The organism is Bacillus sp. 5mfcol3.1 (assembly GCF_900114335.1).
In the GTDB taxonomy this organism is placed as follows: Bacteria; Bacillota; Bacilli; order Bacillales; family Bacillaceae_G; genus Bacillus_A; species Bacillus_A thuringiensis_S.
In genome coordinates this window covers 103,752-129,736 of the sequence record NZ_FOST01000003.1, presented here as the reverse complement: position 1 = coordinate 129,736, position 25,985 = coordinate 103,752, and the positions used below count along the sequence as shown (strand labels likewise).

Genomic DNA, 25,985 nt, shown 5'->3' with positions numbered 1-25,985 from the left:
TATTTATAAAATTACTTCCATTCAGCAACTTTTTCAACTGGAAGGCGTACTGATTGGTAACCACTGTCAGCAGCTTTTCCGATTGAAATTAACATAACTGGTACGTGACGTTCTTTATCTAATCCGAATGCTTCTGCGATTTGGTCTTTTTCAAATCCACCAATTGGACAAGTATCATAACCGTGAGCACGAGCCGCTAACATAAATTGCATTGCTACAAGACCACCGTCAATTAGTACTGTATCTTTCATAACTTCTGGTGTAACCATTGAGAAGTAAGCTGAAAGTTTTTTCATTTGATCTTCTTTTACTTCTGCTGGCATTAAACCGCGCTCTACAGCTGTACCGTAAATTTCTTCCGCGTTATCAAAGTTGTTTAAATCACCAAATACAGCAATCATTGCTGAAGATGTTTCTACTTGAGATTGATTGAATTTCGCAAGTGGTGCAAGTGTCGCTTTCGCTTCGTCACTTTCAATCACTAAAAATCTCCATGGTTGCATGTTTACAGAAGATGGTGCAAGTGTTGCTTCTGTAAGAATTTCTGTCATTTCTTCTTTACTAATTTTCACTGAAGAATCGTATTTACGAATTGAACGGCGTCCTGTTAAAATTTCGTTAAAATTATTTGTTTTTACTGAGTTAGTCATAGTTGAATTCTCCCTTTTTATAGTTCTTTTATATTTTCTTGAATGTGATTTAACATAGTTAAAAGATTATCGCGCTGTTCTTCACTTAACCCTTTAAATGCTGAAGCTGCAAAACGTTCTTTTTCCTCTTGAAACGCCTGAATTTTATTTCGTCCCTCTTCAGTAAGAGAAACTAACGTAATTCTATTATCATCTGGATTTTTACGTCTTGTAATCATTTCATTTGCCTCAAGCTGCTTTAAATGCCTCGTTATCGCAGCATTATCAATATTCACTTCTTGTTGAAGTGCTTTTTGACTAATTTCACCTACTTCATATAACTGAAGTATAAGCTCTAATCGGGACTGGCTCATACCCGTACAACCTTCAAACTTCGAACTTACTTCTTTATTTAGAAAGTGTAATTTATATAAAATAATCGCTTCTTTTGAGCATGAACTTGTCAAACTATCCCTCCTTTATACACAAAATAAAAACGTTTGATGTATCAATAGTTGATATGTCAATTAATATAATCTATATCTATTTAGAATGCAAGCATTTTGTTTTCATTTATATTTTTCCAAATTAAGGCGCTTTGTCGCGTTACAAATAATGTTAATTGCACTATAATAGTACTAATTTAAATGACTGGAGAGTGATTGTAATGCGGCAATACACAAATAGAAATGAGGAATTAAAAATGGAAAATGAAATGAGGATATTCACATATGACAACAATAAATATAGGGATTGTCGCGCACGTAGACGCTGGCAAGACGAGTTTGACTGAGCGTATTCTTTATGAAACAAATGTGATTAAAGAAATTGGCCGAGTAGATAGTGGTAATACGCAAACTGACTCAATGGAATTAGAAAGACAACGCGGAATTACGATTAAAGCATCTGTCGTCTCTTTCTGTATCAATGACATAAAAGTAAATGTCATTGATACACCTGGACACGCTGATTTTATCGCTGAAGTGGAGCGATCATTTCGTGTTCTAGACGGTGCAATTTTAGTTATTTCTGCTGCTGAAGGTGTGCAAGCGCAAACAAAAATTTTAATGCGAACATTACAGAAACTAAACATACCGACTATTTTATTCGTTAATAAAATTGATCGTAGCGGTGCAAATACTGAAAAAGTTATGAAACAAATAAAAGAGGTTCTTTCAAATGAAGCATTCCCTTTCTACTCTGTAGAAAACGAAGGAACGAAAGAAGCCCGAATCATTGAATACAAATCATATGAAAATTGTATGGAACTGTTAGCACCATATAATGAATCATTACTTGAGTCATATGTAAATAATGAAATCGTACCGGGCGCACTATTAAGAGAGGAACTCATTAAACAGATAGCGCAAGCAAATGTGTTCCCTATCTTTTTCGGTTCAGCCATGACAGGTACAGGTGTAACTGAACTGCTCGAAAATATTTCAGACTTAATTCCCGCTAATAAGTCGGCAGAAAATGAAGTATTATCCGGTGTTGTTTTTAAAATTGAACGTGAACCTTCTGGGGAAAAGATTGCATATGTAAGAGTTTTTTCTGGTCGTTTACACGTTAGAAAATATGTTCATATACTGCGTGATGATGCTCTAGCTCATAAAGAAAAGATTAAGAAAATATGTATGTTTCATAACGGAAATGCAGTTCAAGCTTCAATCGTTCCTAGCGGAGAATTTTGCAAAGTGTGGGGACTTAGTGATATTAAAATTGGTGATATTATCGGTGAACGGACTGATTATATAAAAGATATTCACTTTGCCGAACCACAAATGGAAGCTGCTATTGAAGCATTACCAAAAGAACGTATTCATGATCTATACGCTGCACTTATGGAGCTATGTGAAGAAGATCCGCTTATTAAAGTGTGGAAAGATGATATTCATAATGAACTATATATTCGCCTTTTCGGTGAAGTTCAAAAAGAAGTAATTGAAACAACTCTTTATGAGAAATATAATTTGCAAGTTACTTTCTCAAATACGCGTGTCGTATGTATTGAAAAACCCATTGGCATAGGGAAAAGTGTTGAAGTAATGGGCGAAAAAGCGAATCCATTTTACGCAACAATTGGTTTTAAAATCGAACGTGATGAACTTAATTCTGGCGTAACATATAAGTTAGGTGTTGAACTGGGATCACTTCCATTAGCATTTCATAAAGCAATTGAAGATACTGTATTTCAAACGTTAAAACAAGGTTTATACGGATGGGAAGTTACGGACATTATCGTCACGTTAACACATACAGGTTATGCTAGTCCTGTTACAACAGCGAGTGACTTTAGGAACTTAACACCACTCGTTTTAATGGATGCTTTAATTCAAGCTGAAACATATGTATATGAACCAGTAAACGAGTTTGAATTGAATGTACCGGAGTACGCAATTAGTACCGCGATGTATAAATTAGCTGCTATTCCAGCAACTTTTAGCGAGCCTAAATTATACAATGATTCTTACCAGTTAACAGGCTCATTACCTGTTGCGAAAACAGAGAATTTTAAGCGAATACTCCATTCATTCACTGAAGGAGAAGGAATATTTACAATGAAGCCATCTGGTTACAAAGAACTGAAGGCTCCCTTCCCTACTCGAAAACGTGTTGATTATAATCCGCTGAATCGTAAGGATTATTTACTTCATGTTTTGAGGGCTTATTAAGTAAAAAAGAGGTGCAAATTGCACCTCTTTTTGCATGTATTGATAGGTTAGTTTGTCCTAATAACTTCTTTAAGTTTTTCTATTATATTTGCTATCGCCTCAATTGAATTCTCTGTTTCATATTCCCCAACATTTACAGAATGATTTGCATTTTTAACAACATCGATCGTTAGATTCGTTTTATTCAACTGATCAATTTGATCTGCATTATATTGGTGATCTTTATCTCCAATTACTAATATCCCTTCATGATGACTATGTAAAATCGCCTCAAAAATAGAATCAAAAGTTAGTAAAGGTGTAAGTAGTATCATTTTTGACTGTAAAAACTCTTCTCTCTTCATTAAATCATTTGCAATCGGAATTGTTCCAAGTGACTTCCCTAAAAACATAGTATCGTTATATTGCTTACCCTTTAATACTTCCTTCATTATAGGATTAATATCATCCATCATTACTTTCGTTATTTCTTCCATTGATTTATTCATTACTTGTTCGTCATAAGAATAATGAATATGTACTACATCTATTTTATGTTCAAGCATTAACATCGTTGCGTAATAAAATAACGGCTTATCATAATTGTATCCTGAACCTGAAAACATAAAGCAAACCGTACTAGAACCTTTTTCGATATGTGTGTAACGAATTAGTTTGTCATTTATATGTACCTCTTTTTTAGTTCCCTTCACCATTTTCCCCTCCGAATACATTTACTTTTGTAATACGATATGTTCTGTGTGAACTGATACATCCTTTACTTTCTCTTTTATAAATGCAGGCTGTAAGTTATATGTATGCAGTTCTTCTACTGGCACCCATCTAAACAAATACGTTCTACCCTCTTCTTCCAAAATATATTGATCCGCTCCACTCGCAGGTAACTCATGTAGCTCTACTTCATAATAAAAACTAATTTCATGAAACTTTCGCTCAGAAAGTGTAAAGAAATTTTCTACTGACCATATTAACCTTTTCCTTTTAATAGGAACACCTATCTCTTCCGCAAGCTCTCGTTTTAATGCATCTTCACTATTCTCTAGCATTTTTACTCTACCGCCGGGTACATACCAAAAATCTTCACCGTCACCTTGCAGAATGAGTATTTTATTATCATGTTTACAAATTGCTCCAACGCGGTAATTAAAACATGTTTCCTCAACTTTAAACGTAAGATCCATCCGTAATGCCCCCTCATATAAATATCGAATTATTACAAAAATATTATGTAATTACTGTACAAATAAGGTTACTAAATTTATTCACTTCATTCAATGATTTTTGAATTTTCTAAACTATTATTTTTCATCATTACAAGTGTATATACATATGTTACAATCATATTGCACACTAGAAAACATTATGGGGGTACGGATGGAAACGTTATTAATCCAGCAAACTGAGAAATCAAATAAGTTTTGGAAAATCGTTGTGAAAGAAAAAGACTATGTTGTGTTTTACGGAAAAATTGGCACAGCTGGCAGTGTGAAAGCTAAAGAGTTTGAAACAGAAGAAGAATGTATGAAAGAAGCTAATAAACTAGTTGCTTCCAAACGTAAAAAAGGATATACAGACCCGTTGCCTGGGGAAGATTACATAAAAGAAAAAACGATAACCGAAGAAGAATTTTGGGAACTACTTCATCGTGCAAAAACGAAAGGTGAGGACCAAGAAGAACAAATAGAATGGCTTACTTCTCACCTTGCTAAACGTACAGTACATGAAATTGTAGCTTTTGATACGCATATGCATCGCCTTTTGAAAGACTCCTATACCTCCCGTTTATGGACAGCAGCCTATATTATTATGGGTGGCTGTTCAGATGATACTTTCGATTACTTCCGCGGATGGTTATTATATCAAGGAAAAGAGACATACGAAGCTTGTATTGAAGATCCAGAACGATTAATTCCTGTATTAGAAAACTTGAGTGAGTATGACGTCCCAGAGATTGAAGAACTTACTCTATATTTCGGGCAAGAAGTTTACATGGAGAAGACTGGGGATGAAGATGATACTTACTTTACACTATACCATGTCTTAACAAATGAAGAGTTTGAGGAAGTTGATATCGAGTTAGATTGGGATGAAGACGATGAGGAAGGTTTAAAAAAGATGTTTCCTACACTATGGGAGATGTACGGGGAAGAACCGATTGAGTGGTAGATTCATATTAGGACTCTGTTTAACCAATAAACAGAGTCCTTTTTTCACAAGATTCTTATTTAAACTCTCTTTATTCCATACCACTTATCCAATAACATCTTTTCTCTTTCCCTTGAAATCCCTGCTTTTAATTCCCATTCGTCCACACTCTTCATCCACTCATACACATCTGTAACTGTATGTTCTAACCTTCTAAAAGTAAGTCCTTCTTTAACAGCACTTTCAATACTAATTGAAAATCCACCTTTCCACGGCTTCGTTTCACCTTCTAATGAAAAAGTTTCTGGAAGCCATAAAGGCATCTCTGTCCAAGGCTGCACTTTATGTTCATTCATAAACGATTCCTCTATCCAAACGAATTCAGCATCACTATTCGTAACTTTTTTACACGTATTTAATAGCTCTTCCATCGTCAAATCATAATTCGGACCTGTTACATTGAATGTACCTGCATTTTTGTTTTCTGCCATGTTTAGTCCCCAGTTTGCGACGTCTTTTATATCAACTATCTGTACTGGATGGTCTTTTCTTCCTGGAACTAACACTTTACTTCCTTTTGCTACACGCCCGATCCAGTATGGAAGTCGATCTGTATAATCGAACATTCCTGAAAGAAGTCCTGCTCTTACGTGTAAAACACGCCCCGGCCAATACTTCTCTGCTTCTTTTTCGCATAATACTTTCAGCGCACCATAATGCTCATAAGGAGATATTTCACCATTTTCTACAGCCTTTATTTGCTCTTCCGTCGGTTCAGGTTGTAATATATAGTCTTCTTTTATGTCATGCGGAATCCAATCTTTATATACGGAAAGGCTTGAGATGAATATATAATGTTTTAAATTATCTTTTAAGACATCTCCAATATTCCGAATGTGATGCGGAGAAAACCCACACGTATCTACGATAACATCCCATTTTCGATTTTCTAAACTTGATACATCACCATTTCTGTCACCGATTAAATGTTCCACTTCTGGAAAAATTTCATTGTTTGTTCCACGATTGAATATTGTAACTTCATGCCCTCTTTTCAACGCCTCTTCTACGAAAGCTCTTCCTAAAAATCGTGTACCGCCTAGTATTAGAATTTTCATGGTTCTCCCCCATTCGTGATAAAAAATCTATTCTTTTGTTTAACGATTTTTTGTTGTGAAAAGTTACGGGGATAATTAAATTTTTTCTACAAGTTCAATATATGCAATTTCGACACTTTTTCTATCTTAAAAACAATAATATGGAAATATTCATTCTGTCGATTTCCATTTCATATATAATTAAAATATCGGATATTCGATTAACCACTTATACATACTTAGGCAGGTGAAAAATATTAATAAACACATAGTTTATCATTCAACATTATGTATTTATTTTCTTACATCACTTGTATATGTCATCTTGCTGAACATAGAAAATGGTCGTAATTATTTGGGGTTTACGATGGTTGTTCCGTTTTTAGCTGTTATTTTATATCAAAAATTATATAAGAAGCAAAAAATAGTTCACACATTTGGAATTACACGTCCAAAAATAAAAACACTAATCTTCTCCATATTATTCCCACTACTTCTAGGACTATGTCTCCATTTTTATTTTTATATTTATGATATTAAGTTCTTATATAATCATTGGAATGAATTAGGATTTCTCTTACTCGTTGGTCTTACAGTTGGATTTTTATCTGCATTATTAGAAGAGATTATATGGCGCGGAAATTTTCATTACTATTTACGAAAAAAATATTCATTCATGCAAACAGCTATTATTACAGCTTCGTTTTGGTCTTTATGGCATTTACCAGTAGCAATCTTTTATAAAAATTATGAGTTTTGGTTTGTAGGAATATTAAGTTATCTCGCTTTATTATTTATATTATCTATAATTTTGACATACGCGAGAGAATACGGTGGTTCTGTAATATCACCCGCAATTTTACATGGTATGTTTAATGTATTTTATTTAACAGATGTAGTGCAAAACAAGTGGGATGCCAGCCTAATAGAATTAATTAAATTTATCTTACTAGCAATTGTGCTCGGCATAATGTATCTTATACATCACAAAGTTAAAGAATAATTAAAACTAAAGAAAAAAGGTGTTTCCACTTTTAGTTGAAAGTACCTTTAATTGCTCATAAAGTACTTCAACACCTTGCAATTATTCAATAATCGTATAGGTGTTGAAGTTTTATAATCTTAGTTGAACAATTTTGTTCTCACAACACTTATTTATATTATGGAAAACAAAACAAGTATAACTAGACCTTTTATTCTTATTTTCATAATATAAACATATTAATCTTTTAAATAAGGAAGTATACACTCTTTAATTAACTTCCATCTATCCCCTGCATTCGGTATACTTTCAGACGCAATCGCCACCACCAATTCCCTCTCCGTAATACAGCAAATCATATTCCCACCATCACCCATTGCACAATACGAATAGACACCCTCTTCTTCTCGTAACCACCATAAGTAACCATATTGATTTGAATTCATCGCTATTGATTCTTTTATCCATGATTTTGATAGTATTTGTTTTCCATTATGAATACCTTCATTCAAATACAGCTGTCCAAACTTAGCCATATCTCTAACCGTTAACGTTAGTCCCCAGCCACCCGTCGAAATACCGTTTGGATCGTGAACCCATCCCTTTACAGCTTTTCCGAATAAGTCATCAAATCCAAATGCTTTCATATTGTAGTTTGGAATTTCGCTCATGCCGAGTGGTTGAAATAAGTATTCATTCGCAAACTCACGGGCACTTTTTCCTGTTACACTCGTAATAATCGCTGATAGTACATGTGCTCCTGCAGATGAATATTTAAAAGATCCAATTTCTCCGCCTTGTCCTATCCTATTTAACGTATACTGTACCCAATCTCGTTGCATACATAGTTCTTCTAACGGCTCCTGCCAGTCTATGAAAGGATGTGGAGCTGTCATTGTCAACAGATGTCGTACTGTTATTTCAGATGAATTAACGTTATATTCCGAGAAAAATTCTATTACTTTTTGATCAACGCTTTTTATATAGCCCTTATCTATACATATCCCAATTAGGGCAGAGATTACCGTTTTTGTAACTGACGCTATATGAAATGCATCATTTGGACCATGACCGTTATAATAGTTTTCAAAAATATAATCCCCTTTTTGCACTACTAACATCCCATTCATATTTTCATATTCTTCTTTTATAATCAGATTTAACTTTTCAGCATTTTTCATCATTCATTCCCCTTTAACCTATAATTAAAAAGGTTCGATAGGTACATATATATCAACTATATGTTTCTTTTCCGGGTGCCGTCTTGGATCATTTTTATACATTTCAAAAGGATACGAATCTCTCGGTTTATATCCGCTATTTTGCAGCCACTCACCGTATATAAAGTCCCATGCCCCTTTATATTCATCTTGGAATATTTCAAAATGTCCTACTGCATACTTTCCAGAAGGTATTATCATTATTCCTATGTCGTTCGTTTCTACTGCGGACGCATCCGGAATTGTTATACATAAACTTGTTCTTAAATGATAGTCCTCAGTAAATTCATGATGATCGTGGTAAATGGTTAATACTTTCGTATCATCAAATACATGATAGTTTTGTTTAGCTGCGTAATGAAATACTTTCTCTATCATTTTCGGAAAAGCTATCGTTAACTCTCCATATGTACCGATATGTCTTATGTATGCAACATTTATATCATCCGCTGTTACAATTTCAACATTTCCTCGAACCTGCTTACATTCATTGTATTGAGGAATTCCCCTTACGTCTTTGCAATTCTTGCTATTGTCATTTCGATATTGAGACGGACTTACACCGTAATAATTTTTAAATGTTCGGGAGAAAACTGCTGAATCTGTGAAACCAAAATGGTAAGCGATATCCGTAATCGTCATATCCAATCGATATGTAAGAAGATTTGTTGCCCTTTCTAACTTCAATCGATTTACATATCGTGATAACGGCTCGTCTACTATTCCTTTAAAAATTCTATGAAAATGAAACTTCGAAAATCCTGCTATATCCGCTAGCTTTTCAATGGATAGTGAACTGTCTATGTTTGATTCTATATAATCTTGAACCTTATGTATGCGTCTTAAATACTCATTTCTACTTTGTTTACTCTCCATATTTCTAGCTCCTCACAACAAAAAGGCTAACTTTGTGCTAGCCTACTTTTACACATTTTTCAAAAATAATACTCTACTACCACCATTCCCATCATAATTTGTATGTACCGATACACCCTCTATTTCATCATCCCCAGCCTCAATTCGAAAGCCAATCTCCCTATGAAACTGTATTGATTTTTTATTTACTGGTGACGTGATTGCTTTTACAACTTTACGGTTATTTGCACGAGCGATATCAAAGAAATAAGAATACAATGTCGATGCAATTCCTCTTCTTCTATACTTCGGATTCACACCGATAAAATGAACGTATGCTTCATCTTTATATGTTTGTGAAAAAAAACCGCATAAGAAACCTAACGTTTCTCCCTCTTCTTCAATAATAAAACTCGTTTCTTGAAAGTGAATGAAGAACAATTTTGGCAACATGGTAGCCATGTCTCTCCCGCCCCACCAATCATTTAAAACAGAATGAATCTTTACATAATCTTCCCCTTGGATGTTTCTTACTCGCATATGTTTCTCCCTCTCACTCACTTCATTTTTTCATAAATTTTAATGACTGTTTCTACTAATAGGATAAATACCCATATCCCGCAAAATACGAGAACTGACTGAAATATAGAACCTAGCATAACAATACTTATTAAACCTAATTCTGATCCTGAAATGGACATTTCATCAAACCCCAGATTATGTATAAATGGACCAGTTGAAAAAGCCATTAAAATAGATCCTATTAAATAAATCACACTCATTATTTTTAATATTTTTATAGAAAGATACGAAGTTTGTTTTTCTTCCACTTGTGATAATTCGATTTCTCCACTCGCAATTCCTTTTTGCAAACAGTCCTCACATAGAAATTCTTCCTTAATTTTTTTACCACCGTGCAATGTACCTGTAATTTCTTTACAGCGCGAACACTTTCGATTTATCATTTTGTTATCACTCCAATCTCGTAAGATTATACTTATACAATTCTATTTTTACCTTATTATTCCTTTTGTGTATTTTATAGAGAGGTGACGTGTTTTATGATATCTAAACTTATTTTTGGTTATAAAAAGCCTACTGAGCATATGTATTACGGCCTAGTTGTTATGCAATTATTTTTAACTCAACTTCTTCAAACATTGCTATTATCCAAAAAGGAGACCGTTATTTTTTACCTGGTGGCGGTATGGAAGGTACCGAAACAAAAGATGAATGCTTACATCGTGAACTACTAGAGGAATTAGGATGGGTAATTGAAATTAATCAATATATCGGTAATGCAATGCGATATTTTTATGCGGAAAAAGAAGATACTTATTATTTAAACGATGGGTTCTTTTATATTGCGCACATGGTGCAGACACAAACTGAAAACTGTGAGGAAGATCATGTTTTGCGGTGGATGTCTCCTTTACTTGCTGTAGAGCTTCTCATTCATGATCATCAAAAATGGGCTGTTGAACAAGCGCTTTTATTACAAAAACCAAAAGGATCTCCTTCTATATGAAAGAGATCCTTTTTATTGTTAACTTACTTTTTTCAAATTGAGAGCTGGCTTTTGAATTCCACCCTTTTTTACAACATATAAACCGATAAAGATTATAAGTCCGCCAACGAGTTGCATCATGTTGATTTGCTCTCCGATAGTTACTGCCGCGAAGATAACTGCGAACAATGGTACAAGATACATATAAACCATTACTTTCGTTGAGCCTATTTTACTAATACCGACATACCACATTGCAAGTCCGAAGATTGTCGCGAAGACGATTGAATATGCTAGAGACCCCCAGCTTGGCATGTCTACTGGCCACGTTAATGTATTTACGTTGAATAAACAATATACAACGAGAGGTACAATTCCAATTAAAGTTGACCAAGATGTGACTCTCATTGCGGAATATTTTGTTATAAGAGGTTGCGCTAATATTGGGTACCATCCCCACGCAATCGCTGCGACTAATCCAATTATGTTTCCGAGCCACGCATATTCGTAAGTAGCTCCTCCTGTATGCCCTGTTAATAAAACGAATGCTGCACCAACAAAGGCCACTATTGAACCAATTTGTACTTTCATCGAAAAACGTTCTTGTTTGTGCAATACTGCTAATATCCCTGTAAAAATAGGTGACATTGCAATTAATAATGAGGCGTTTGTTGCTGAAGTATATTTCACAGATAGCATAAACATCGTTTGATACATTGTTGTACCAACGATACCGACTGCTACTAATCGTAACCAATCTTTTCTTTCAATACGTAATGAGCGTTCCATCATAAAAGTGATAAGTAATAATACCGGTGATGCTACTAAAAATCGTAAACTATTAAATTGAATGGATGACATAAATGCCACTCCATACTTTCCTATTGTATAATTTGCTCCCCATACTAATGCAACTGATACTAGGAGCCATTCCATTTGCCATCGTTTCATCCGAATCTCCCCTTCCCTATTTAGCATAGTAAAATTGGCTGGATATAACACCGTCCAATTGGCTGTTTTTTTACCCAGCCAATTTGCTATACTTGATGTATATAAGAGATACGGAGGCGTTTTTTATGGAATGGAAACTAGATAGTGACAGTAAAATCCCTATTTATCAGCAAGTTGTTGACTTTATTGAAAAACGTATTACATATGGAGAACTTCCTCCAGGAAGCTTCCTCCCTTCAGAACGGAAATTAGCTACGCAGTTAAATGTAAACAGAAGTACAGTAACGACTGCTTATAATGAACTACGTGCTATGGGAATTGTAGAGAGTACGACTGGTAAAGGAACACGAGTGAGTACACATATGTGGGGTGTTTCTCCAACATTAACGCCGAACTGGAGAAATTTCGTAGAAGGTGGTACTTTTTTACCAAACTTACCACTACTTCGCCATATTCGGGCAGAAGTACAACAAAATGAAAATATTATTGATTTTGCAAACGGAGAGCTCGGTTGTAATCTTTATCCCCACGATCAACTACAAGCGATTTTACGTGAACAACCGTTAACGCATTCATTAAGTTACGATCATCCGCAAGGCTATCTCCCGCTAAGACAAGCGGTCGTAAAATATATGAAGGAATATTTAAAAGTTGAGGCGACTGAACAATCCATTATGATTACATCTGGCGCACAGCAAGCACTTCACCTTATCGTGCAATGTTTATTAAATCCAGGTGATGCTGTTGCTTTCGAAAGTCCTTCACACTGTTATTCCTTGCCGTTATTCCAATCAGCAGGTATTCGTATTTTCCCGTTACCTGTCGATGAACATGGTATTAATCCAAATGATGTACAGGAGTTATATAGAAAACACCGTATTAAAATGATCTTTTTAAATCCAAACTTCCAAAATCCTACGGGGACGATGCTTCATCCAAACCGTAGAAAAAAACTATTATCACTTTGCGCAGATTTACGAATTGCAATCGTTGAAGATGATCCCTCTAGTTTGCTGACGCTAGAAAAGAAACAACCTTGTCCTACTTTGAAATCAATAGATGAAAACGGAACTGTCATTTATGTACATTCTTTATCAAAAATGATTGCGCCAGGATTACGAGTCGGTTGGCTTGTCGCCCCACAGTCTGTCGTAGAGCGATTGTCAGACGCACGGCACCAAATGGAATTAGGAATGAGTATTTTCCCGCAGTGGCTTATGCAGCAATTTTTCGAAACCGTACCATTTCAGTCTCATATCGTACCGTTACGAAAACAATTAGCAGAAAAAAGAGACGTTATCGTTCGTGCCCTAAACGAGCAACTTCATGATAAAATCTCTTTTTCAAACCCTACTGGTGGTATATACATTTGGGGGAAATTAAAAGAACCTATAAACGAAAAACAACTCATTATGCAAAGTTTAAAACAAGAAATTGCTTTTATGCCAGGTAGTATTTTCGGTGCGAAAGATGGTTATATACGTTTATCTTATGGAAAAGTGGATATTGATCAAATTGCGGAAGGTATTTCTCGTTTACGCCAGGCTATTTTGGTATGTGAAAATAACTTTAAATAAAGCTTTCTCGTTTGACAAAACCTAAATCTACCATTATTATCAACTCGAACCTATTTATAGGAGTGATAAAATGAAGATTTACGTTGATGCAGATGCTTGTCCTGTAAAAGATGTGATTATTTTTGAGGCTACGAATGTGGAAATTCCTGTTACCCTCGTTACTAGTTTTTCACATTATTCTAATGCAGAGCAGCCAAAAGGTGTCGAAACAATTTATGTTGATTCTGGAGCAGATGCTGCAGATTACCGAATTATGCAGTTAGCAAAAAAAGAAGATTTAATCGTAACACAAGATTACGGTCTTGCTTCGCTCGCTTTAGCAAAAGGCTGTATCGTTCTACACCATAAAGGCTATAAGTATACGAATGATAACATTGAACAATTGTTACAAACACGATATTTAAGTGCAATGGTTCGAAAAAGTGGTAAACGTACAAAGGGACCGAAACCATTTACAGCAGAAGATAAAGAGAAATTTAGAGCACTCTTTAAAAGTATGATCTCACTTTAAAAATGAATCGTCTATTTGCTAGGAAAACTTCGCAAAACAAAGAAGAGAATATCGTAATGTACATTCTCTTCTTGAGGTTTACCCGTTTAAAATGAAGGTAAATTATCTAAGTTATTTTCTTTTATTCCATCCGGTTCACTACGTATAATATCTCTGCCATACTTATGAAATACGTCCACATGAGCTAACTTCCCTGATTTTGCTTCATTAAGAGCAGTCATATAATCTAACTCTCTCCCGCTACTTGTTTTAAACGCTATTAAATCTCCATCATCATTTTTACGAACGGCAACAATTTGTTCTGCTCCTGAAGTAACTTCCTGAGCTATTTCAAATTGAGCTTGCTCTTCTCCTTGATGTAAATAATCATTATACACTTTTTCAAAGTCTTTTTTGTCCATAAAACTCACCTCCAACACATTTTATTAGTATGGTTGGGAGGTAGTGGTTTTATGTACTTTTCTCTTAGAAAAACGTATTTTTAATACCTACGCAACCCTTTCAAAGTCTCCAATATATCATCTGTAAAGGATGTGCTACCCTCTGTCTCTAAAACTCTAAAATATAAACTTCTTAAGAAAGCTCTAATATTTTGTACTAAAATAGCATGCTGCGGATGTCGGATGTCTTCAACAGTTGCTATACTATGTAACCAATTGCTCCACTCTTCTTCAGTTAAAAGCTTTTGGTTATGTAACGACATAATTGGCTTTACTAATCTCTCATCCTCAAAGTGTACATATACGTAATCACTCAATCGAACCTTCTGACGAACAGCCGCAAGAATCGCATATGAAAACTCACGATTTTGAATTGTACGTGCTAACGCATCGAGCGCATCTGCTGCATGTGCAGTAGAGTGTGCCCAGCCTTTTCCTTCTACGTAGCCCCTTACATCTTCTTCTAAATATACATATTCCAACACTTGTTCTGCCACACTGTACAATTGTTCTTCCGATAACAACGGTTCTCTTTCATGAACAGATAAAATAAGTGGTGGAATTAATACGGAGAATGCACGTTTAAATACAGAGTCTGTTCCCTTTTCACCAATTTTATAAAATAAATAATCAGGACTAATTGCTTGTAACATTAATCCTCTTAACTCTTTTTGTCTAAATACATCATTTGTAATCCATTTGTGAAGCGTACTATATATCAAATCATCACGCAGTTCAGCATCAGGTGATCCGATATAATCTAGCATCCACTGCGCATATGGATATGCATCTACGTCTTTTGGTACAGCATAATTGTTATTTTTAATTTGTAGTAGTTCTTCTTTTAGTTCTAGTACTTCATTCATTATATTTCTTGTCCCCTTTTTGCGTTTTTTAACATATTTTCGCCTTATCCCCTGTAATTGCCTATCCTTATATGAACTTGATTCAATTATATATAATTTATCCTAATAAATAAAAGGAAATACATTAAAATATCGCAGTCTATCACTTTGTTTACATGCCTTTCATGTAAGTTTAAGTTATAAAATAAAGTTTGTTTTTTCTTTTGTATTCAAACATAGTTACAATCCAAGGTTGTATCATTTTAGAACTTGTTTAATAAATTCTGTTTTAGCTTTTGTGTATGCTTCTCTATCTTGTTTAAATTTTTTAGCTAAATCTTGTTTAAGATTTGAATACTCATAAACTAATTGTGGATTTTCTCGTAAGTGGTTGCGAAATAAAAGTTGTTGCTCCCATCGCTCAGTTCCTTTAACCATCAAATGCAGGTGAGCTACACGCCTATTATTCTTAACTTTCACAAAGAACCTTCTCCAAGGTCTTTCATCTAATTCTGGGCTTACATAATGCCAATTATATATGGCCAATGTAGCTGAAATATCTAGTACTCTTTCAAATGAGTCTATTTCAGCCATTAGATCAATGATAGGTTTTGCAGGTAAATCAGGTATGGATGTACTTCCTATATGTATTACTTTGCTTATACCGAGAGGAGCAAGCAGTTCATATAGTTGCTGTTCTTCACATCGGCCTTTATCTTGCCAATCAGGATTTGCACTAACTATCTCTACTGACTCATTCGCCCATACAGGCCAATCGTTCGGATTCTCTTTTTTATCCATCTAATATCTCCCCTGTAATTAGTCTACATAACATAATTATAAACAACAAATATTGATTTATATTTCTCCTTATTTCCCCTTAAATCCTCGATACAGTGCAGTCCGTAATTCTTGTTTGTATTCTGCAATTTCTGGCATTTCGAGTTCTTCTGCTAGTCTGATAGCTAATTCAATATCATACGGTACTCGTACGAGTTGGATAGAAAAACTTGCTGCTTCTTTTTCATTGTAAGTCCCTTCAAATATTAAATAGGAAGCTTGTGTTATTTCAAGTGGGTTTCCTACGCTACCAGCATTACATAACGTTTTCCCTCTGAAATTTTGAACGAACGCTTGGTGAACATCACCGTAACAAACGACATCTGGTTTTCTTTCCCCTTCTATATTTTCAGTCAAATCACTATTTTCGAACATACTAATACGCTCTTCTCTTGAAGCGTGTGGTTGAATTCTTTCATACAAACTTCTCGGTGAAGCGTGGAACATACGAATGAGTTTTCCACTCATATAAAACTCGATTGAAAATGGTAAGCTTCTTAAATAGTCATTTTGTTCTTCTGATAATTGTTTTTGATGCCATTTTAATGCTTCAAATTCAGTCGGCTTTGTAATAAAATCATCCCAGTTTCCCATTACGACTACTTCACATTCTTTACGAATGATTTCAATTGCTTCACTGGAATGAGGTCCTTTTCCTACTAAATCTCCAAGACAAATAATGCGCTCGATTCCTCTTAATTTAATATCATTCAACACGGATTCTAATGCTTGAATATTACCGTGAATATCTGAAATTACTGCTATTTTATCCATATAAATTACTCCTTTATTTATTAAATTCGCTTGATTGATACCATTTTGGAATATAGGATGAAAAATCATTATGATCTTCTAAAATTCCATTTAATCTTTCCTTCATATCATCTAATAAATATGGTGTGCTTCGGTTTGTCCATACGATATCAGCCGGGAATATCATTGCTGCATATAATGAGTACAGTTTCCAAAAATGTAGATCAGGTTCTCCTCCGCAATAACCGTGAACTTGTCCAACCGCAAATGGTTTGCTTATATTCGTTGTAAATAGTGCTACTTTATAAAAATCATGAATAGGATCACCAATATCGAATCTAGCAAAATCAATGACAGCCCGAAACTCATTTTGGTCAATCATTATATTAGCCGGATGAAAATCGTCATGTAAAAATACGATGGGACGATTTTTTAATAAATCTTTATGATTTCCTACAAAATCTATCACTGTATTTAAACGAAAAAAGTCTACTTCATATTCTTTCAACGCTTCTAAGTATCTCTCATATTTACTCCATATAGACATTTCCCATGAATTACTTTTATCTTCTTTTTCAACTAAATGAATCTTTTTTAGTACTTCTCCAGCCTTTTTTCCAGCCCTATACTGCTCTTCTGTAGACAACGTTCTTAATATATCTTCACCATCTAATCCATCAATCCATTCAAAAACTTGTACACATTTATTGAATTTAGTAAGACTAATAAAATGAATTAATTTTGGCATAGGAATATGTAAAGAATCTAGCTGCTGCATATATTCATATTCTTCCTGCTTCCGTTCAAAATATGATGAATCGCATACTTTAATAAAATACGAGGCCCCACTCTCTAATTCAATTTTATATTTCTCATCGAATGAAAAGCCTTTTGAAATAACAGTCGCTTTTAACATACGAGGCCATTCTAGTATTCTCTCTATCTCTCTGAGGATTTCTTCCACAACATTCACCTCTATTAATATATGTACAAACTACCTAGCACTTCATGCTCTCTTTTATTTCCACCTGTAAACTCTACTGCAAATGGATTTTCACCATTCTTATTCAAATGTTCTAGTACTAGCCCTTCTCCAATCGGTTCACAAAACTGCACATGAATATCTCCAAATACTACACTTTGACACTCAGCATTCCAGTTTTCATTTTTCACAACTGAGCTTGTAGATAGTCCCATTACTTCTTTCCATTTCCGCACTGTTTCTCGAACGTTTTTCACTGCGTAATGAATCGTTTCAATTTGTTGTACTTTGTTTTTATGTTCAGTAATCGTCTCACTGTTACGTAAATCGTTTCTTCTTTCTTCATCCGTTTCATTCCACTGTATAAAGAAAGGTAATTTCGGTCCGTTCTCTTCTTGCTTAACAAATAACATTTTCCATTCTAAAAGCCGGCCATCTTTTCTCATGCGTTTCCCTTCAAATGACCCTATCGTATGTAAGCCGTGCTTCTTAAAGTTAACTACTAGCTCCTCAATTGCATCTGTTCGGATTGCGATTTGTAGCATTCCTTCTCCATTTTGTAGTTTCATCACTGTTTCTTGTACTAATGGATTTTCTGCTTCTTTCGCTTTTTCTTCATGTTGAACTGCTAAAAATTCTATATATGATAAATCAAAATAACTTAAACTATTCCAAGTACCCCAATTCGTATGCTCTCCGCCTAGTGCGGTATGAAATCCAAGTTCCTGCATTTGTTTTGCCGCTTCCTCCGGTGTACCATGAACTGCATGAACGAGATGATCAAATCGTAACATGTCTTTCTCCCCTTTCTCTTCATCCTTTTATTGTATATTTTATTTTTCTTTCATTCAATTCAAAAACTTTAAAACCCAGTTGATTTATACGATTAATATGTATTATAATGAAACAAATTTAATTATTGCTGATTGGAAAAACCAAAGGCACTTTTCTCATACGGGAAAAGTGTCTTTTTCATTTATTATTACAGGGGGATTATTTATGCAGAAATTAATTGTCTTTGCTATTATCGGATTTTTCGCTCAATTGATCGATGGAGCACTTGGAATGGCGTATGGGGTAACGTCTACTTCACTATTATTAATGTTTGGTATTGCACCGGCTGTAGCTTCCGCGTCCGTTCATTTAGCTGAAGTGGTTACAACTGCAGCTTCTGGCGCATCTCATATCAAATTTGGAAACGTTGATAAATATACCGTTTCTAGACTTACATTACCTGGGGCAATCGGCGCATTTGTTGGGGCATGTTTTTTAAGTAATTTGCCTGGCGATGTAATCAAACCGTACATTTCCGTATTTTTATTTACTTTAGGGGTTTATATTTTATTACGATTCATCATTCAAAAACAAATTGTCACTTCAAATAAGCGTATGTCTGCAAAACAACTTGTGCCGCTTGGTTTATTCGCTGGATTCGTTGATTCAACTGGTGGCGGTGGTTGGGGGCCGATTACGACGCCTGTTCTTCTAGCAAGAGGAAATGAAGCTAGAAAAGTTATTGGATCTGTAGATACGAGTGAATTTCCTGTTTCACTCGCTGCAACAATTGGCTTCTTCATCTCACTTGGCTGGGAACAAGTAAGCTGGGTTTGGGTATTTGCCTTAATGCTTGGCGGTATTGTCGCAGCTCCAATTGCTGCATGGTTAGTTCGTATCGTTCCAGCACATTTACTTGGGGTATTAGTTGGCGGTCTTATTATCTTTACGAATATACGTACACTGCTTACTACATTTAAAGTGGATCCAACTATTATTTCACTTTCTTACGTTGCAGTTGGTCTTGTCGTTATTATTTCTATTTTCATTGCTGTTCGAAATCATTCCAATCGTCCTAACGCATCAACGGCTGAGTATCCAAATGATCAGAAGCAAATGCTACCATAACTATAAGAAATACCGCCCAATTTAGAGCGGTATTTTTTATTTTTCTATTTTCCAATTAATCATCGTTTCTGTAGCATTTACTCTCTTCATATGTAACTTTTCTAAAACACGAATCGAACTATAATTATCTAGAAGTGTCTCTGCAATTATTGTTTCTACCTCTCCTGTTTTGAAAGCCCAATCGATTAGTTCTCTTACAGCTTCTGTTGCATAGCCCTTATTCCAATATTTCTCAATAAATCCATAGCCAATTTCCACTGTTTGATTCTCGTTTGGTTTCCCTTTAAACCCAATATCACCTATAACGCTATCATCTTCTTTCCGAAGAACATACCACGCGCCCCATGGTAATATAGCTGCATCTTGTTTTACATTCTTTACATGCCCTACAATATGCGGACCGCTATTGTATCCTTGCTCGTTAGCAATTTGAATTCTCTCTTCTGTACACGGCACTATATAGAGCCTTTCTGTTTCTAATTTCATATTGATTTCCCCTTTTCAATTAAACAATACCCCAATTTTACTAAAAATAAAAAGAATATTCATCCTATTCGTTAAATTTATACTTATTCTTTGAAACGAATTTAAGGAATAATCCTCTTTTGATAGTTATGTCGAATTATATTTTTCTGAATTTTCTTTTAATTTAGAGGATTTTTCAATATTTTTTGCGAAACATTTGTATAACAATTTTTTCTTTGCTTATTGCTACATAATAGTAGGTTCGGGTGGAGTTTTGCAAGCGTTTCCTATACAATAACCGATATTTTTTGACTTTTCCTAACAAAATATCTTGCAATATATTCAGAAAGTCATTACAATTGCCATATATTAAAAATCTTAGCAATATATAAATCCTCATCAATCCGATGAGGTAGAGGTTGCGACTTTTAATAGTAAAACGGACGAGACACAGAGAATGTCAGCTGACTCCGTTTGAAAGGAAAAGTTGCCGAAGTTTATATTTCTTCTCTGGAAATATGAGCTGGGGCTGTCTCCGAAAGGAACAGAACTGTCACGTTTACAAAATTACCGTGTAAACGTGGGGTGCTATCTTAACGGAAGGGTATGATGGGGTGGTTATTTGTGAAACGTTCCGCCAAATTCCTTTGGCGGTTTTTTGTATTTTTCTCCCCCGCTCCTTCCTAACCTACAAGAAAAGGAGTGTTGAACATGAATAGCGCAACAAATCAATCTACCTCTAAAACGCAAACTACACAAGGACAAGGTGAATTAAAACGCGGATTAAAATCTCGTCACCTTACGATGATTTCTCTCGGTGGTACAATTGGTACCGGACTATTTCTTGCCAGCGGTGGTGTCATCCATACAGCTGGACCTGGTGGCGCATTAATTGCATACGCCGCAATTGGAATTATGGTTTATTTTTTAATGACAAGCTTAGCTGAACTTGCAGCTTACATGCCTGTTACTGGATCTTTTAGCACGTATGCAACAAAATTTGTTGATCCATCACTTGGCTTTGCACTTGGATGGAACTATTGGTATAACTGGGCAATTACGATTGCTGCTGAACTTGCAGCCGTAACATTAATTATGAAATTTTGGTTCCCAGATACCCCTTCTCTTATTTGGAGCGGATTATGTTTAGCTATTATTTTCCTTTTAAACTATTTATCTGTTAAAGGGTTTGGTGAATCTGAATATTGGTTCGCACTTATTAAAGTAGTTACGATTATTATCTTTTTAATTGTTGGTTTCATGATGATTTTTGGAATTATGGGCGGTGAAACGGTTGGATTTAAAAACTTCACTGTTGCAGATGCACCATTTAACGGCGGTATCATGGCAATTATCGGTGTGTTTATGGCAGCTGGTTTCTCATTCCAAGGAACTGAACTATTAGGAGTAGCTGCTGGTGAAACGTCTGATCCAGAACGTAATATCCCAAAAGCAATTCGTTCAATCTTTTGGCGTATTCTTTTATTCTATATCCTTGCGATTCTCGTTATCGGTTTATTAATTCCTTATACAACTGAAAGCCTTGCTGCAAGTGATGTTACAGTAAGTCCGTTTACACTTATTTTTGAAAAAGCGGGCGTTGCCTTTGCTGCTTCTGTTATGAACGCTGTTATTTTAACTGCTGTACTATCTGCTGGTAACTCTGGTATGTATGCATCAACTCGTATGCTTTGGGATTTAGCTCGCCAAGGAAAAGCACCAAAGTTTCTTGGTAAATTAGATAGCCGCGGTGTACCTGTTAACGCGTTAATCGTAACGTCAATTGTTGGGAGTATTGCTTTCATTGCTTCTTTATTCGGTGATGGTGTTGTATACATTTGGTTATTAAACGCATCCGGAATGTCTGGTTTTATCGCATGGGTTGGAATTGCAATTAGTCATTACCGTTTCCGTAAAGCATATATCGCACAAGGAAAAGATTTAAATGACTTACCATATAGAGCAAAATGGTTCCCATTCGGTCCAATCTTCGCATTTACACTTTGTATCATCGTAATTTTAGGACAAAACTACGGCGCATTTATGGGTGAAGCAATTGATTGGAACGGTGTACTCGTTTCTTACATCGGTTTACCACTCTTTTTAGTACTATGGTTAGGTTATAAATTTACGAAAAAAACAAAAGTGATTCCACTTGATAAATGTGAACTAAAATAAAGTGAAACGAGCAAACAAATTTGTTTGCTCGTTTTTTGTTGCAAACCTCTTTACTTCCCTATTGCTCCTGTTTTTGCAATAATAAAGGAAATATAAATAAAGGTTGGGATACAATGAACATTCGCATTACTGATGAAGCGAAAGCAGCTATACATAGATTAGAACTTGAAGATAAAAAGATCGTTCGCATTAGAGGAACAATGACGAACTCTTGTAGTATTTTCGTTGATGTCGATTTAATTTGGGATACATATAACGCAGATGATGTTGTATATGAAGATGCAGAGCTTATCGTACAAATGGATTCATTCACGAAAGACTACACTGGTGATACGGTGAAACTTGATTATAAGACGACAGGTTTTAGTATTACGACTCCGAGTGAGACTTTGGTTTATGGATTGTCGATTAAAAAATAAAAATTGTTTTCATTTGACCACCGAGGTGAAAAAATGGGTAAATATATTCCGTTAAAATTTTTATTTAATGAAGAATTAGCAGAAAAAATAGCTGATTCTATTTGTAAACACGATCCTTGTTTCTCTAAAAGCATCTTTGTAGATTCTGTAGCTTGTAAAGTTGAAAATTTAGAGTTAAAACAGCGTATTGAAGTAATTGCAGATGAATTACACAATGCTTTACAAAAAGATTTTAATGCCGCAATACATATATTACTGAAAACATTAGGACCAGAAAATACAACAGAAGTAGGCACATTTACAAATGGATATATGTACATGCCTGTTGCAAAATACGTTGAAAAATATGGGCTTAACGATTTTAAAATCTCGTTTAATGCAATGTATGAAATAACGAAAAGGAATACTGCTGAATATGCCATTCGGCCCTTTCTTGAAACATACCATGAAGATACACTAAACATATTACAACAGTGGATTCATGATGAAAACAGCCACATTAGGAGATTAGTTTCTGAAGGTACAAGACCAAGGCTTCCTTGGGCTAAAAAAATAGGAGCTCTAAAAGGTGATTTTAAGTACAATTTACAACTTCTTGAACCATTAATGAATGACCCTTCTAAATATGTTCAAAAATCTGTAGCCAATCATATTAACGATATTACGAAAGAAGATAAAGAACTCGTTTTTCAGTGGTTACAGCAATTACGTGATAAACAGCATCCTATTAATCCTTGGATTATAAAACATGGGTTAAGAACAGTTATTAAAAATGGTACTTTACCAAAAGATTTTTGTTTTTGAGTATATTAAACAAAAACGCTATCTTTTCCTATGATTCTAGAAAAAGAATAGCGTTTTTTTACTCGTCCAGTATTTAGTAGGTATAACTTTTTATATTTCAAAAGACTTTTCTCTCTAAAAATATTTTTCATACAAATTTTCACATTCTAAAAAATCTATAAATTTCTTATAATGTGTCACTGTTCTTTCTAAAGCAATCATTAAAACAAAAATAAAATAAATTGCTTGGATTCCATTCATATAATTAAAGAGTGATTCAAATATATATACAATACTTGCAATCATAGAACAAAACCATAAATAAAACTTCATTTTCAGCTTTTTAATTTTTTGCTTAGTTGTCTTACAATACTGGCCATGAACTCTTATAAACAAATAAATTGCTGTATGTAAAATAATAATTGAAAATTGAAAACTTCGATTGTCCTCCGAACTAAATTCAGAAAAATCTATTTCTAATGAATGTAATACTATCCAAATAGAAAATAAAGATAGCAGAAATACATATAAAAAACCAATTAATAATTCAAAAATAAAGAGCCAAGGTTTATTTATGATTGAGTAAAATGGATTTAGATATTTTATGGTTAATAAAAATTTTCTCACTAAATCAGTAATAATAATTGATGTATTAGTTATATTCATATAGAAAAGTAATGTTATTGGAACTAATAACATTATAGTGATGCCCCAAACAGTAATCTTAATGCCTGATAAAAAGAAAACAGCTCCATAAATTATAACTGAAAAAATAAAAGTTGATACTGGAACAAACATTAAAAATGTAAAAGTTCTTATTAAGATTAAATCCCCTAAAAAATCTTTTATTATGGAAACGTGTATTTTTTCCTCCTTGTATTTTTTCACAGTATCAACTATTTCTTTCTCAGATAAAAGAAAACACTTCAATCTATTAAACATAAAAAAACCCCTTTATATTAAAAAGATTAAAATATATACCACACTGTTATTAAAATTTCATAAAAATAATTGTAAATTTTGTATAAGCATTTTTTTCACTTTCAACTGTAATTAAGGCGTGATGTGCCTCTATAATAGCTTTGACAAGTGCCAATCCAATTCCGGTCGATCCGTGCTTTTTAGAACTACTTGATTTATAGAATCGTTCAAAAATATGAGGTAATTCTTCAGCTGAAATTCCCTCTCCAAAGTCTTGGATTACTAGTTCTGTATAGATTGGAGAATTTTTGGCCTGAATCATTATTTTACCACCGGGTTTAGAATGTTCGATTGCATTCTTCAACAGGTTTAACAAAGCTTCCTGCATCCATAATTTGTCATGAATAACGACTATTTCTCTTGGGGCATTCCAATCAATCAAAATATTTTTATCACTTATCATGCTTTGCAAGCGATTTAGTACTTCCTCAGTCGTATCTACTAAATTCCCTGGCTCTTTATCAAACGAAATCGCTTTTGCATCAATTTTTGCTACTTTTAACAAATTCTGAATTAAGACATTCATTCTAGAAATCTGAATATCATTATTTTGTAGTAATTGAGCTTGTTGCTCTCGGGATAGTTTCTCATTTAACAACATTTCATTATAGATAGAAATAGTTGAAAGCGGCGTTTTTAACTGATGAGATATATCCTGCAACATTTCTCCTAAAAACCGTTTCTCTTCAAGCAAATCATGCATATTTTTTCTAATGATATCCCTCATTGAACGAAATGAAATCGCCAGTTTCGCGAAATCCCCCTCTTTATTTTCATTGATGACAACCGAGTAATCTCCCTCGATTATCTTTTTTGCAGCTCTAGTAAGCTGGCTAATCTTATTGAAAATAATTTTTTGTTGCATGTAGTTTGCAACAAAAAGTAAAAATCCAAAAGCAATCAATCCCCACATCATAAATTGATTGTGATTAATAATTAGATTATTTAAGTGAGGAAAAAATTTTGAATCCAAGTCTTCATATAATCCATATTGCTTTAGGATCTCTGTCCCTTTTTCCTGATATTTACTTGAGTGAGACGAATGACTTGATAAGACTTTCATAATTTCCGCTTCATTTTCTGGATTCTGCTCTACCAACCTAGCTGTAATTCCCCCCCATGTTGCAATAGAGTCTCTTTTCAAATGATCATAAAATAATTGTTGAATAATAAATTGGTAAATCACAAATATAGATAAAAGGACGGCTAGTATCGTCATATAGCTTTTTAACTCGGTATTTTTCATTA

At 34.4% G+C, this 25,985-nt stretch carries 28 protein-coding genes, 1 pseudogene and 1 riboswitch; of the genes and pseudogenes, 10 read left to right on the top strand and 19 right to left on the bottom strand.

Features of this window, described 5'->3' with window-relative positions; translation table 11 throughout:
* Window positions 1–11 precede the first annotated feature (11 nt).
* Together BM089_RS18805 and BM089_RS18800 are read right to left on the bottom strand one after the other, a co-directional pair.
* Window positions 12–650 carry a nitroreductase family protein gene (locus BM089_RS18805; RefSeq protein ID WP_061660012.1) on the bottom strand — a complete coding sequence of 213 codons (639 nt, stop codon included), beginning with the start codon at window positions 648–650 and terminating at the stop codon, window positions 12–14.
* 17 nt (window positions 651–667) lie between these two features.
* On the bottom strand, window positions 668–1,096 hold the full coding sequence (locus BM089_RS18800) for a MarR family winged helix-turn-helix transcriptional regulator (protein ID WP_000204169.1): 429 nt from the start codon (window positions 1,094–1,096) through the stop codon (window positions 668–670).
* Window positions 1,097–1,360: 264 nt separating this feature from the next.
* Here BM089_RS18800 and BM089_RS18790 point away from each other — a divergent pair, with 264 nt between their 5' ends.
* The gene (locus BM089_RS18790; protein WP_025117848.1) at window positions 1,361–3,304 is read left to right on the top strand and encodes an elongation factor G; all 1,944 of its coding nucleotides are present in this window, start codon (window positions 1,361–1,363) and stop codon (window positions 3,302–3,304) included.
* Window positions 3,305–3,351: 47 nt separating this feature from the next.
* On the opposite strand, the gene BM089_RS18785 is transcribed toward BM089_RS18790, so the two are convergent.
* Both BM089_RS18785 and BM089_RS18780 read right to left on the bottom strand, forming a co-directional pair.
* Window positions 3,352–4,017 (bottom strand): alpha/beta hydrolase, encoded by a 666-nt coding sequence (locus BM089_RS18785; RefSeq protein ID WP_175495693.1) that lies wholly within the window; start codon window positions 4,015–4,017, stop codon window positions 3,352–3,354.
* A complete protein-coding gene (locus tag BM089_RS18780; RefSeq protein WP_000366230.1) occupies window positions 4,018–4,485 on the bottom strand; it encodes an NUDIX hydrolase in 468 nt (155 codons plus the stop codon).
* Window positions 4,486–4,678: 193 nt separating this feature from the next.
* Here BM089_RS18780 and BM089_RS18775 point away from each other — a divergent pair, with 193 nt between their 5' ends.
* Window positions 4,679–5,470 (top strand): DUF4240 domain-containing protein, encoded by a 792-nt coding sequence (locus BM089_RS18775; RefSeq protein ID WP_075720336.1) that lies wholly within the window; start codon window positions 4,679–4,681, stop codon window positions 5,468–5,470.
* A gap of 59 nt (window positions 5,471–5,529) precedes the next feature.
* On the opposite strand, the gene BM089_RS18770 is transcribed toward BM089_RS18775, so the two are convergent.
* Complete coding sequence (locus BM089_RS18770; protein WP_090977705.1) at window positions 5,530–6,567, bottom strand: SDR family oxidoreductase; 1,038 nt, start codon at window positions 6,565–6,567, stop codon at window positions 5,530–5,532.
* A 226-nt stretch (window positions 6,568–6,793) separates the two neighbouring features.
* On the opposite strand from BM089_RS18770, the gene BM089_RS18765 reads away from it, so the two are divergent.
* A complete protein-coding gene (locus BM089_RS18765) occupies window positions 6,794–7,549 on the top strand; it encodes a CPBP family intramembrane glutamic endopeptidase (RefSeq protein ID WP_080451038.1) in 756 nt (251 codons plus the stop codon).
* Window positions 7,550–7,767: 218 nt separating this feature from the next.
* Here BM089_RS18765 and BM089_RS18760 read toward each other — a convergent pair whose 3' ends face one another.
* From BM089_RS18760 to BM089_RS18745, 4 genes are read right to left on the bottom strand one after another with little or no spacing between them, the layout of a single operon-like run.
* On the bottom strand, window positions 7,768–8,709 hold the full coding sequence (locus tag BM089_RS18760; protein WP_090977703.1) for a serine hydrolase domain-containing protein: 942 nt from the start codon (window positions 8,707–8,709) through the stop codon (window positions 7,768–7,770).
* Window positions 8,710–8,733: 24 nt separating this feature from the next.
* Entirely contained in the window at window positions 8,734–9,624 is an 891-nt protein-coding gene (locus BM089_RS18755; protein ID WP_075717777.1) for an AraC family transcriptional regulator, read from the bottom strand.
* Window positions 9,625–9,672: 48 nt separating this feature from the next.
* Window positions 9,673–10,143: a GNAT family N-acetyltransferase gene (locus BM089_RS18750; RefSeq protein WP_075717775.1), complete on the bottom strand. Its 471-nt coding sequence runs from the start codon at window positions 10,141–10,143 to the stop codon at window positions 9,673–9,675.
* A 17-nt stretch (window positions 10,144–10,160) separates the two neighbouring features.
* Complete coding sequence (locus tag BM089_RS18745) at window positions 10,161–10,568, bottom strand: DUF3980 domain-containing protein (protein ID WP_000610492.1); 408 nt, start codon at window positions 10,566–10,568, stop codon at window positions 10,161–10,163.
* Window positions 10,569–10,664: 96 nt separating this feature from the next.
* Here BM089_RS18745 and BM089_RS18740 point away from each other — a divergent pair.
* Window positions 10,665–11,131 (top strand): annotated as a pseudogene (locus BM089_RS18740) (NUDIX hydrolase).
* 18 nt (window positions 11,132–11,149) lie between these two features.
* On the opposite strand, the gene BM089_RS18735 reads toward BM089_RS18740, so the two are convergent.
* Window positions 11,150–12,061 carry a DMT family transporter gene (locus BM089_RS18735; RefSeq protein WP_053564117.1) on the bottom strand — a complete coding sequence of 304 codons (912 nt, stop codon included), beginning with the start codon at window positions 12,059–12,061 and terminating at the stop codon, window positions 11,150–11,152.
* 125 nt (window positions 12,062–12,186) lie between these two features.
* Between BM089_RS18735 and BM089_RS18730 the strand changes: the two genes are divergently transcribed.
* Together BM089_RS18730 and BM089_RS18725 are read left to right on the top strand one after the other, a co-directional pair.
* Complete coding sequence (locus tag BM089_RS18730) at window positions 12,187–13,638, top strand: MocR-like pyridoxine biosynthesis transcription factor PdxR (protein WP_069355842.1); 1,452 nt, start codon at window positions 12,187–12,189, stop codon at window positions 13,636–13,638.
* Window positions 13,639–13,708: 70 nt separating this feature from the next.
* Entirely contained in the window at window positions 13,709–14,149 is a 441-nt protein-coding gene (locus BM089_RS18725; RefSeq protein WP_000708772.1) for a YaiI/YqxD family protein, read from the top strand.
* 86 nt (window positions 14,150–14,235) lie between these two features.
* Here BM089_RS18725 and BM089_RS18720 read toward each other — a convergent pair whose 3' ends face one another.
* The 6 genes from BM089_RS18720 to BM089_RS18695 all read right to left on the bottom strand — a co-directional run bounded on the left by BM089_RS18720 (window position 14,236) and on the right by BM089_RS18695 (window position 18,803).
* Complete coding sequence (locus BM089_RS18720) at window positions 14,236–14,550, bottom strand: DUF3892 domain-containing protein (protein ID WP_000358159.1); 315 nt, start codon at window positions 14,548–14,550, stop codon at window positions 14,236–14,238.
* 80 nt (window positions 14,551–14,630) lie between these two features.
* On the bottom strand, window positions 14,631–15,455 hold the full coding sequence (locus BM089_RS18715; RefSeq protein WP_075717767.1) for a DUF2785 domain-containing protein: 825 nt from the start codon (window positions 15,453–15,455) through the stop codon (window positions 14,631–14,633).
* 237 nt (window positions 15,456–15,692) lie between these two features.
* Entirely contained in the window at window positions 15,693–16,235 is a 543-nt protein-coding gene (locus tag BM089_RS18710; RefSeq protein ID WP_053564111.1) for a GrpB family protein, read from the bottom strand.
* 69 nt (window positions 16,236–16,304) lie between these two features.
* Window positions 16,305–17,048 carry a metallophosphoesterase family protein gene (locus tag BM089_RS18705; protein WP_088115492.1) on the bottom strand — a complete coding sequence of 248 codons (744 nt, stop codon included), beginning with the start codon at window positions 17,046–17,048 and terminating at the stop codon, window positions 16,305–16,307.
* A gap of 13 nt (window positions 17,049–17,061) precedes the next feature.
* The gene (locus tag BM089_RS18700) at window positions 17,062–17,991 is read right to left on the bottom strand and encodes an aminoglycoside phosphotransferase family protein (RefSeq protein WP_090977701.1); all 930 of its coding nucleotides are present in this window, start codon (window positions 17,989–17,991) and stop codon (window positions 17,062–17,064) included.
* Between the two features lie 14 nt (window positions 17,992–18,005).
* On the bottom strand, window positions 18,006–18,803 hold the full coding sequence (locus tag BM089_RS18695) for a VOC family protein (protein ID WP_090977699.1): 798 nt from the start codon (window positions 18,801–18,803) through the stop codon (window positions 18,006–18,008).
* A gap of 205 nt (window positions 18,804–19,008) precedes the next feature.
* On the opposite strand from BM089_RS18695, the gene BM089_RS18690 reads away from it, so the two are divergent.
* Window positions 19,009–19,911, top strand: coding sequence for a sulfite exporter TauE/SafE family protein (locus BM089_RS18690; RefSeq protein ID WP_001170743.1), 903 nt, complete (start codon window positions 19,009–19,011; stop codon window positions 19,909–19,911).
* Between the two features lie 36 nt (window positions 19,912–19,947).
* Here BM089_RS18690 and BM089_RS18685 read toward each other — a convergent pair whose 3' ends face one another.
* Window positions 19,948–20,397: a GNAT family N-acetyltransferase gene (locus tag BM089_RS18685; RefSeq protein ID WP_025117841.1), complete on the bottom strand. Its 450-nt coding sequence runs from the start codon at window positions 20,395–20,397 to the stop codon at window positions 19,948–19,950.
* A gap of 384 nt (window positions 20,398–20,781) precedes the next feature.
* Window positions 20,782–20,975: riboswitch (Lysine riboswitch) on the top strand.
* Window positions 20,976–21,087: 112 nt separating this feature from the next.
* Between BM089_RS18685 and BM089_RS18680 the strand changes: the two genes are divergently transcribed.
* The 3 genes from BM089_RS18680 (at window position 21,088) to BM089_RS18670 (ending at window position 23,777) form a co-directional block, all read left to right on the top strand.
* Complete coding sequence (locus tag BM089_RS18680; protein WP_001083396.1) at window positions 21,088–22,554, top strand: amino acid permease; 1,467 nt, start codon at window positions 21,088–21,090, stop codon at window positions 22,552–22,554.
* Window positions 22,555–22,667: 113 nt separating this feature from the next.
* Window positions 22,668–22,973, top strand: a complete 306-nt coding sequence (locus BM089_RS18675; RefSeq protein ID WP_001026167.1) for an iron-sulfur cluster biosynthesis family protein — start codon at window positions 22,668–22,670, stop codon at window positions 22,971–22,973.
* Window positions 22,974–23,006: 33 nt separating this feature from the next.
* The gene (locus BM089_RS18670) at window positions 23,007–23,777 is read left to right on the top strand and encodes a DNA alkylation repair protein (protein WP_075717761.1); all 771 of its coding nucleotides are present in this window, start codon (window positions 23,007–23,009) and stop codon (window positions 23,775–23,777) included.
* Between the two features lie 114 nt (window positions 23,778–23,891).
* On the opposite strand, the gene BM089_RS18665 is transcribed toward BM089_RS18670, so the two are convergent.
* Together BM089_RS18665 and BM089_RS18660 are read right to left on the bottom strand one after the other, a co-directional pair.
* Window positions 23,892–24,698, bottom strand: coding sequence for a hypothetical protein (locus tag BM089_RS18665; protein WP_000483294.1), 807 nt, complete (start codon window positions 24,696–24,698; stop codon window positions 23,892–23,894).
* 49 nt (window positions 24,699–24,747) lie between these two features.
* Window positions 24,748–25,983 carry a HAMP domain-containing sensor histidine kinase gene (locus BM089_RS18660; RefSeq protein WP_090977697.1) on the bottom strand — a complete coding sequence of 412 codons (1,236 nt, stop codon included), beginning with the start codon at window positions 25,981–25,983 and terminating at the stop codon, window positions 24,748–24,750.
* Window positions 25,984–25,985: the final 2 nt, after the last annotated feature.

Excerpts from the sequence above, each read along its gene's own strand:
- BM089_RS18745 (WP_000610492.1), bottom strand. The coding sequence starts at position 10,568 with ATGATAAATCGAAAGTGTTCGCGCTGTAAAGAAATTACAGGTACATTG.
- BM089_RS18780 (WP_000366230.1), bottom strand. The coding sequence starts at position 4,485 with ATGGATCTTACGTTTAAAGTTGAGGAAACATGTTTTAATTACCGCGTT.
- BM089_RS18760 (WP_090977703.1), bottom strand. The coding sequence starts at position 8,709 with ATGAAAAATGCTGAAAAGTTAAATCTGATTATAAAAGAAGAATATGAA.
- BM089_RS18775 (WP_075720336.1), top strand. The coding sequence starts at position 4,679 with ATGGAAACGTTATTAATCCAGCAAACTGAGAAATCAAATAAGTTTTGG.
- BM089_RS18785 (WP_175495693.1), bottom strand. The coding sequence starts at position 4,017 with ATGTATTCGGAGGGGAAAATGGTGAAGGGAACTAAAAAAGAGGTACAT.
- BM089_RS18805 (WP_061660012.1), bottom strand. The coding sequence starts at position 650 with ATGACTAACTCAGTAAAAACAAATAATTTTAACGAAATTTTAACAGGA.
- BM089_RS18665 (WP_000483294.1), bottom strand. The coding sequence starts at position 24,698 with ATGTTTAATAGATTGAAGTGTTTTCTTTTATCTGAGAAAGAAATAGTT.
- BM089_RS18725 (WP_000708772.1), top strand. The coding sequence starts at position 13,709 with ATGAAGATTTACGTTGATGCAGATGCTTGTCCTGTAAAAGATGTGATT.
- BM089_RS18730 (WP_069355842.1), top strand. The coding sequence starts at position 12,187 with ATGGAATGGAAACTAGATAGTGACAGTAAAATCCCTATTTATCAGCAA.
- BM089_RS18670 (WP_075717761.1), top strand. The coding sequence starts at position 23,007 with ATGGGTAAATATATTCCGTTAAAATTTTTATTTAATGAAGAATTAGCA.
- BM089_RS18710 (WP_053564111.1), bottom strand. The coding sequence starts at position 16,235 with ATGGATAAAAAAGAGAATCCGAACGATTGGCCTGTATGGGCGAATGAG.
- BM089_RS18690 (WP_001170743.1), top strand. The coding sequence starts at position 19,009 with ATGCAGAAATTAATTGTCTTTGCTATTATCGGATTTTTCGCTCAATTG.
- BM089_RS18660 (WP_090977697.1), bottom strand. The coding sequence starts at position 25,983 with ATGAAAAATACCGAGTTAAAAAGCTATATGACGATACTAGCCGTCCTT.
- BM089_RS18790 (WP_025117848.1), top strand. The coding sequence starts at position 1,361 with ATGACAACAATAAATATAGGGATTGTCGCGCACGTAGACGCTGGCAAG.
- BM089_RS18680 (WP_001083396.1), top strand. The coding sequence starts at position 21,088 with ATGAATAGCGCAACAAATCAATCTACCTCTAAAACGCAAACTACACAA.
- BM089_RS18675 (WP_001026167.1), top strand. The coding sequence starts at position 22,668 with ATGAACATTCGCATTACTGATGAAGCGAAAGCAGCTATACATAGATTA.
- BM089_RS18705 (WP_088115492.1), bottom strand. The coding sequence starts at position 17,048 with ATGGATAAAATAGCAGTAATTTCAGATATTCACGGTAATATTCAAGCA.
- BM089_RS18720 (WP_000358159.1), bottom strand. The coding sequence starts at position 14,550 with ATGGACAAAAAAGACTTTGAAAAAGTGTATAATGATTATTTACATCAA.
- BM089_RS18770 (WP_090977705.1), bottom strand. The coding sequence starts at position 6,567 with ATGAAAATTCTAATACTAGGCGGTACACGATTTTTAGGAAGAGCTTTC.
- BM089_RS18695 (WP_090977699.1), bottom strand. The coding sequence starts at position 18,803 with ATGTTACGATTTGATCATCTCGTTCATGCAGTTCATGGTACACCGGAG.
- BM089_RS18715 (WP_075717767.1), bottom strand. The coding sequence starts at position 15,455 with ATGAATGAAGTACTAGAACTAAAAGAAGAACTACTACAAATTAAAAAT.
- BM089_RS18685 (WP_025117841.1), bottom strand. The coding sequence starts at position 20,397 with ATGAAATTAGAAACAGAAAGGCTCTATATAGTGCCGTGTACAGAAGAG.
- BM089_RS18755 (WP_075717777.1), bottom strand. The coding sequence starts at position 9,624 with ATGGAGAGTAAACAAAGTAGAAATGAGTATTTAAGACGCATACATAAG.
- BM089_RS18750 (WP_075717775.1), bottom strand. The coding sequence starts at position 10,143 with ATGCGAGTAAGAAACATCCAAGGGGAAGATTATGTAAAGATTCATTCT.
- BM089_RS18735 (WP_053564117.1), bottom strand. The coding sequence starts at position 12,061 with ATGAAACGATGGCAAATGGAATGGCTCCTAGTATCAGTTGCATTAGTA.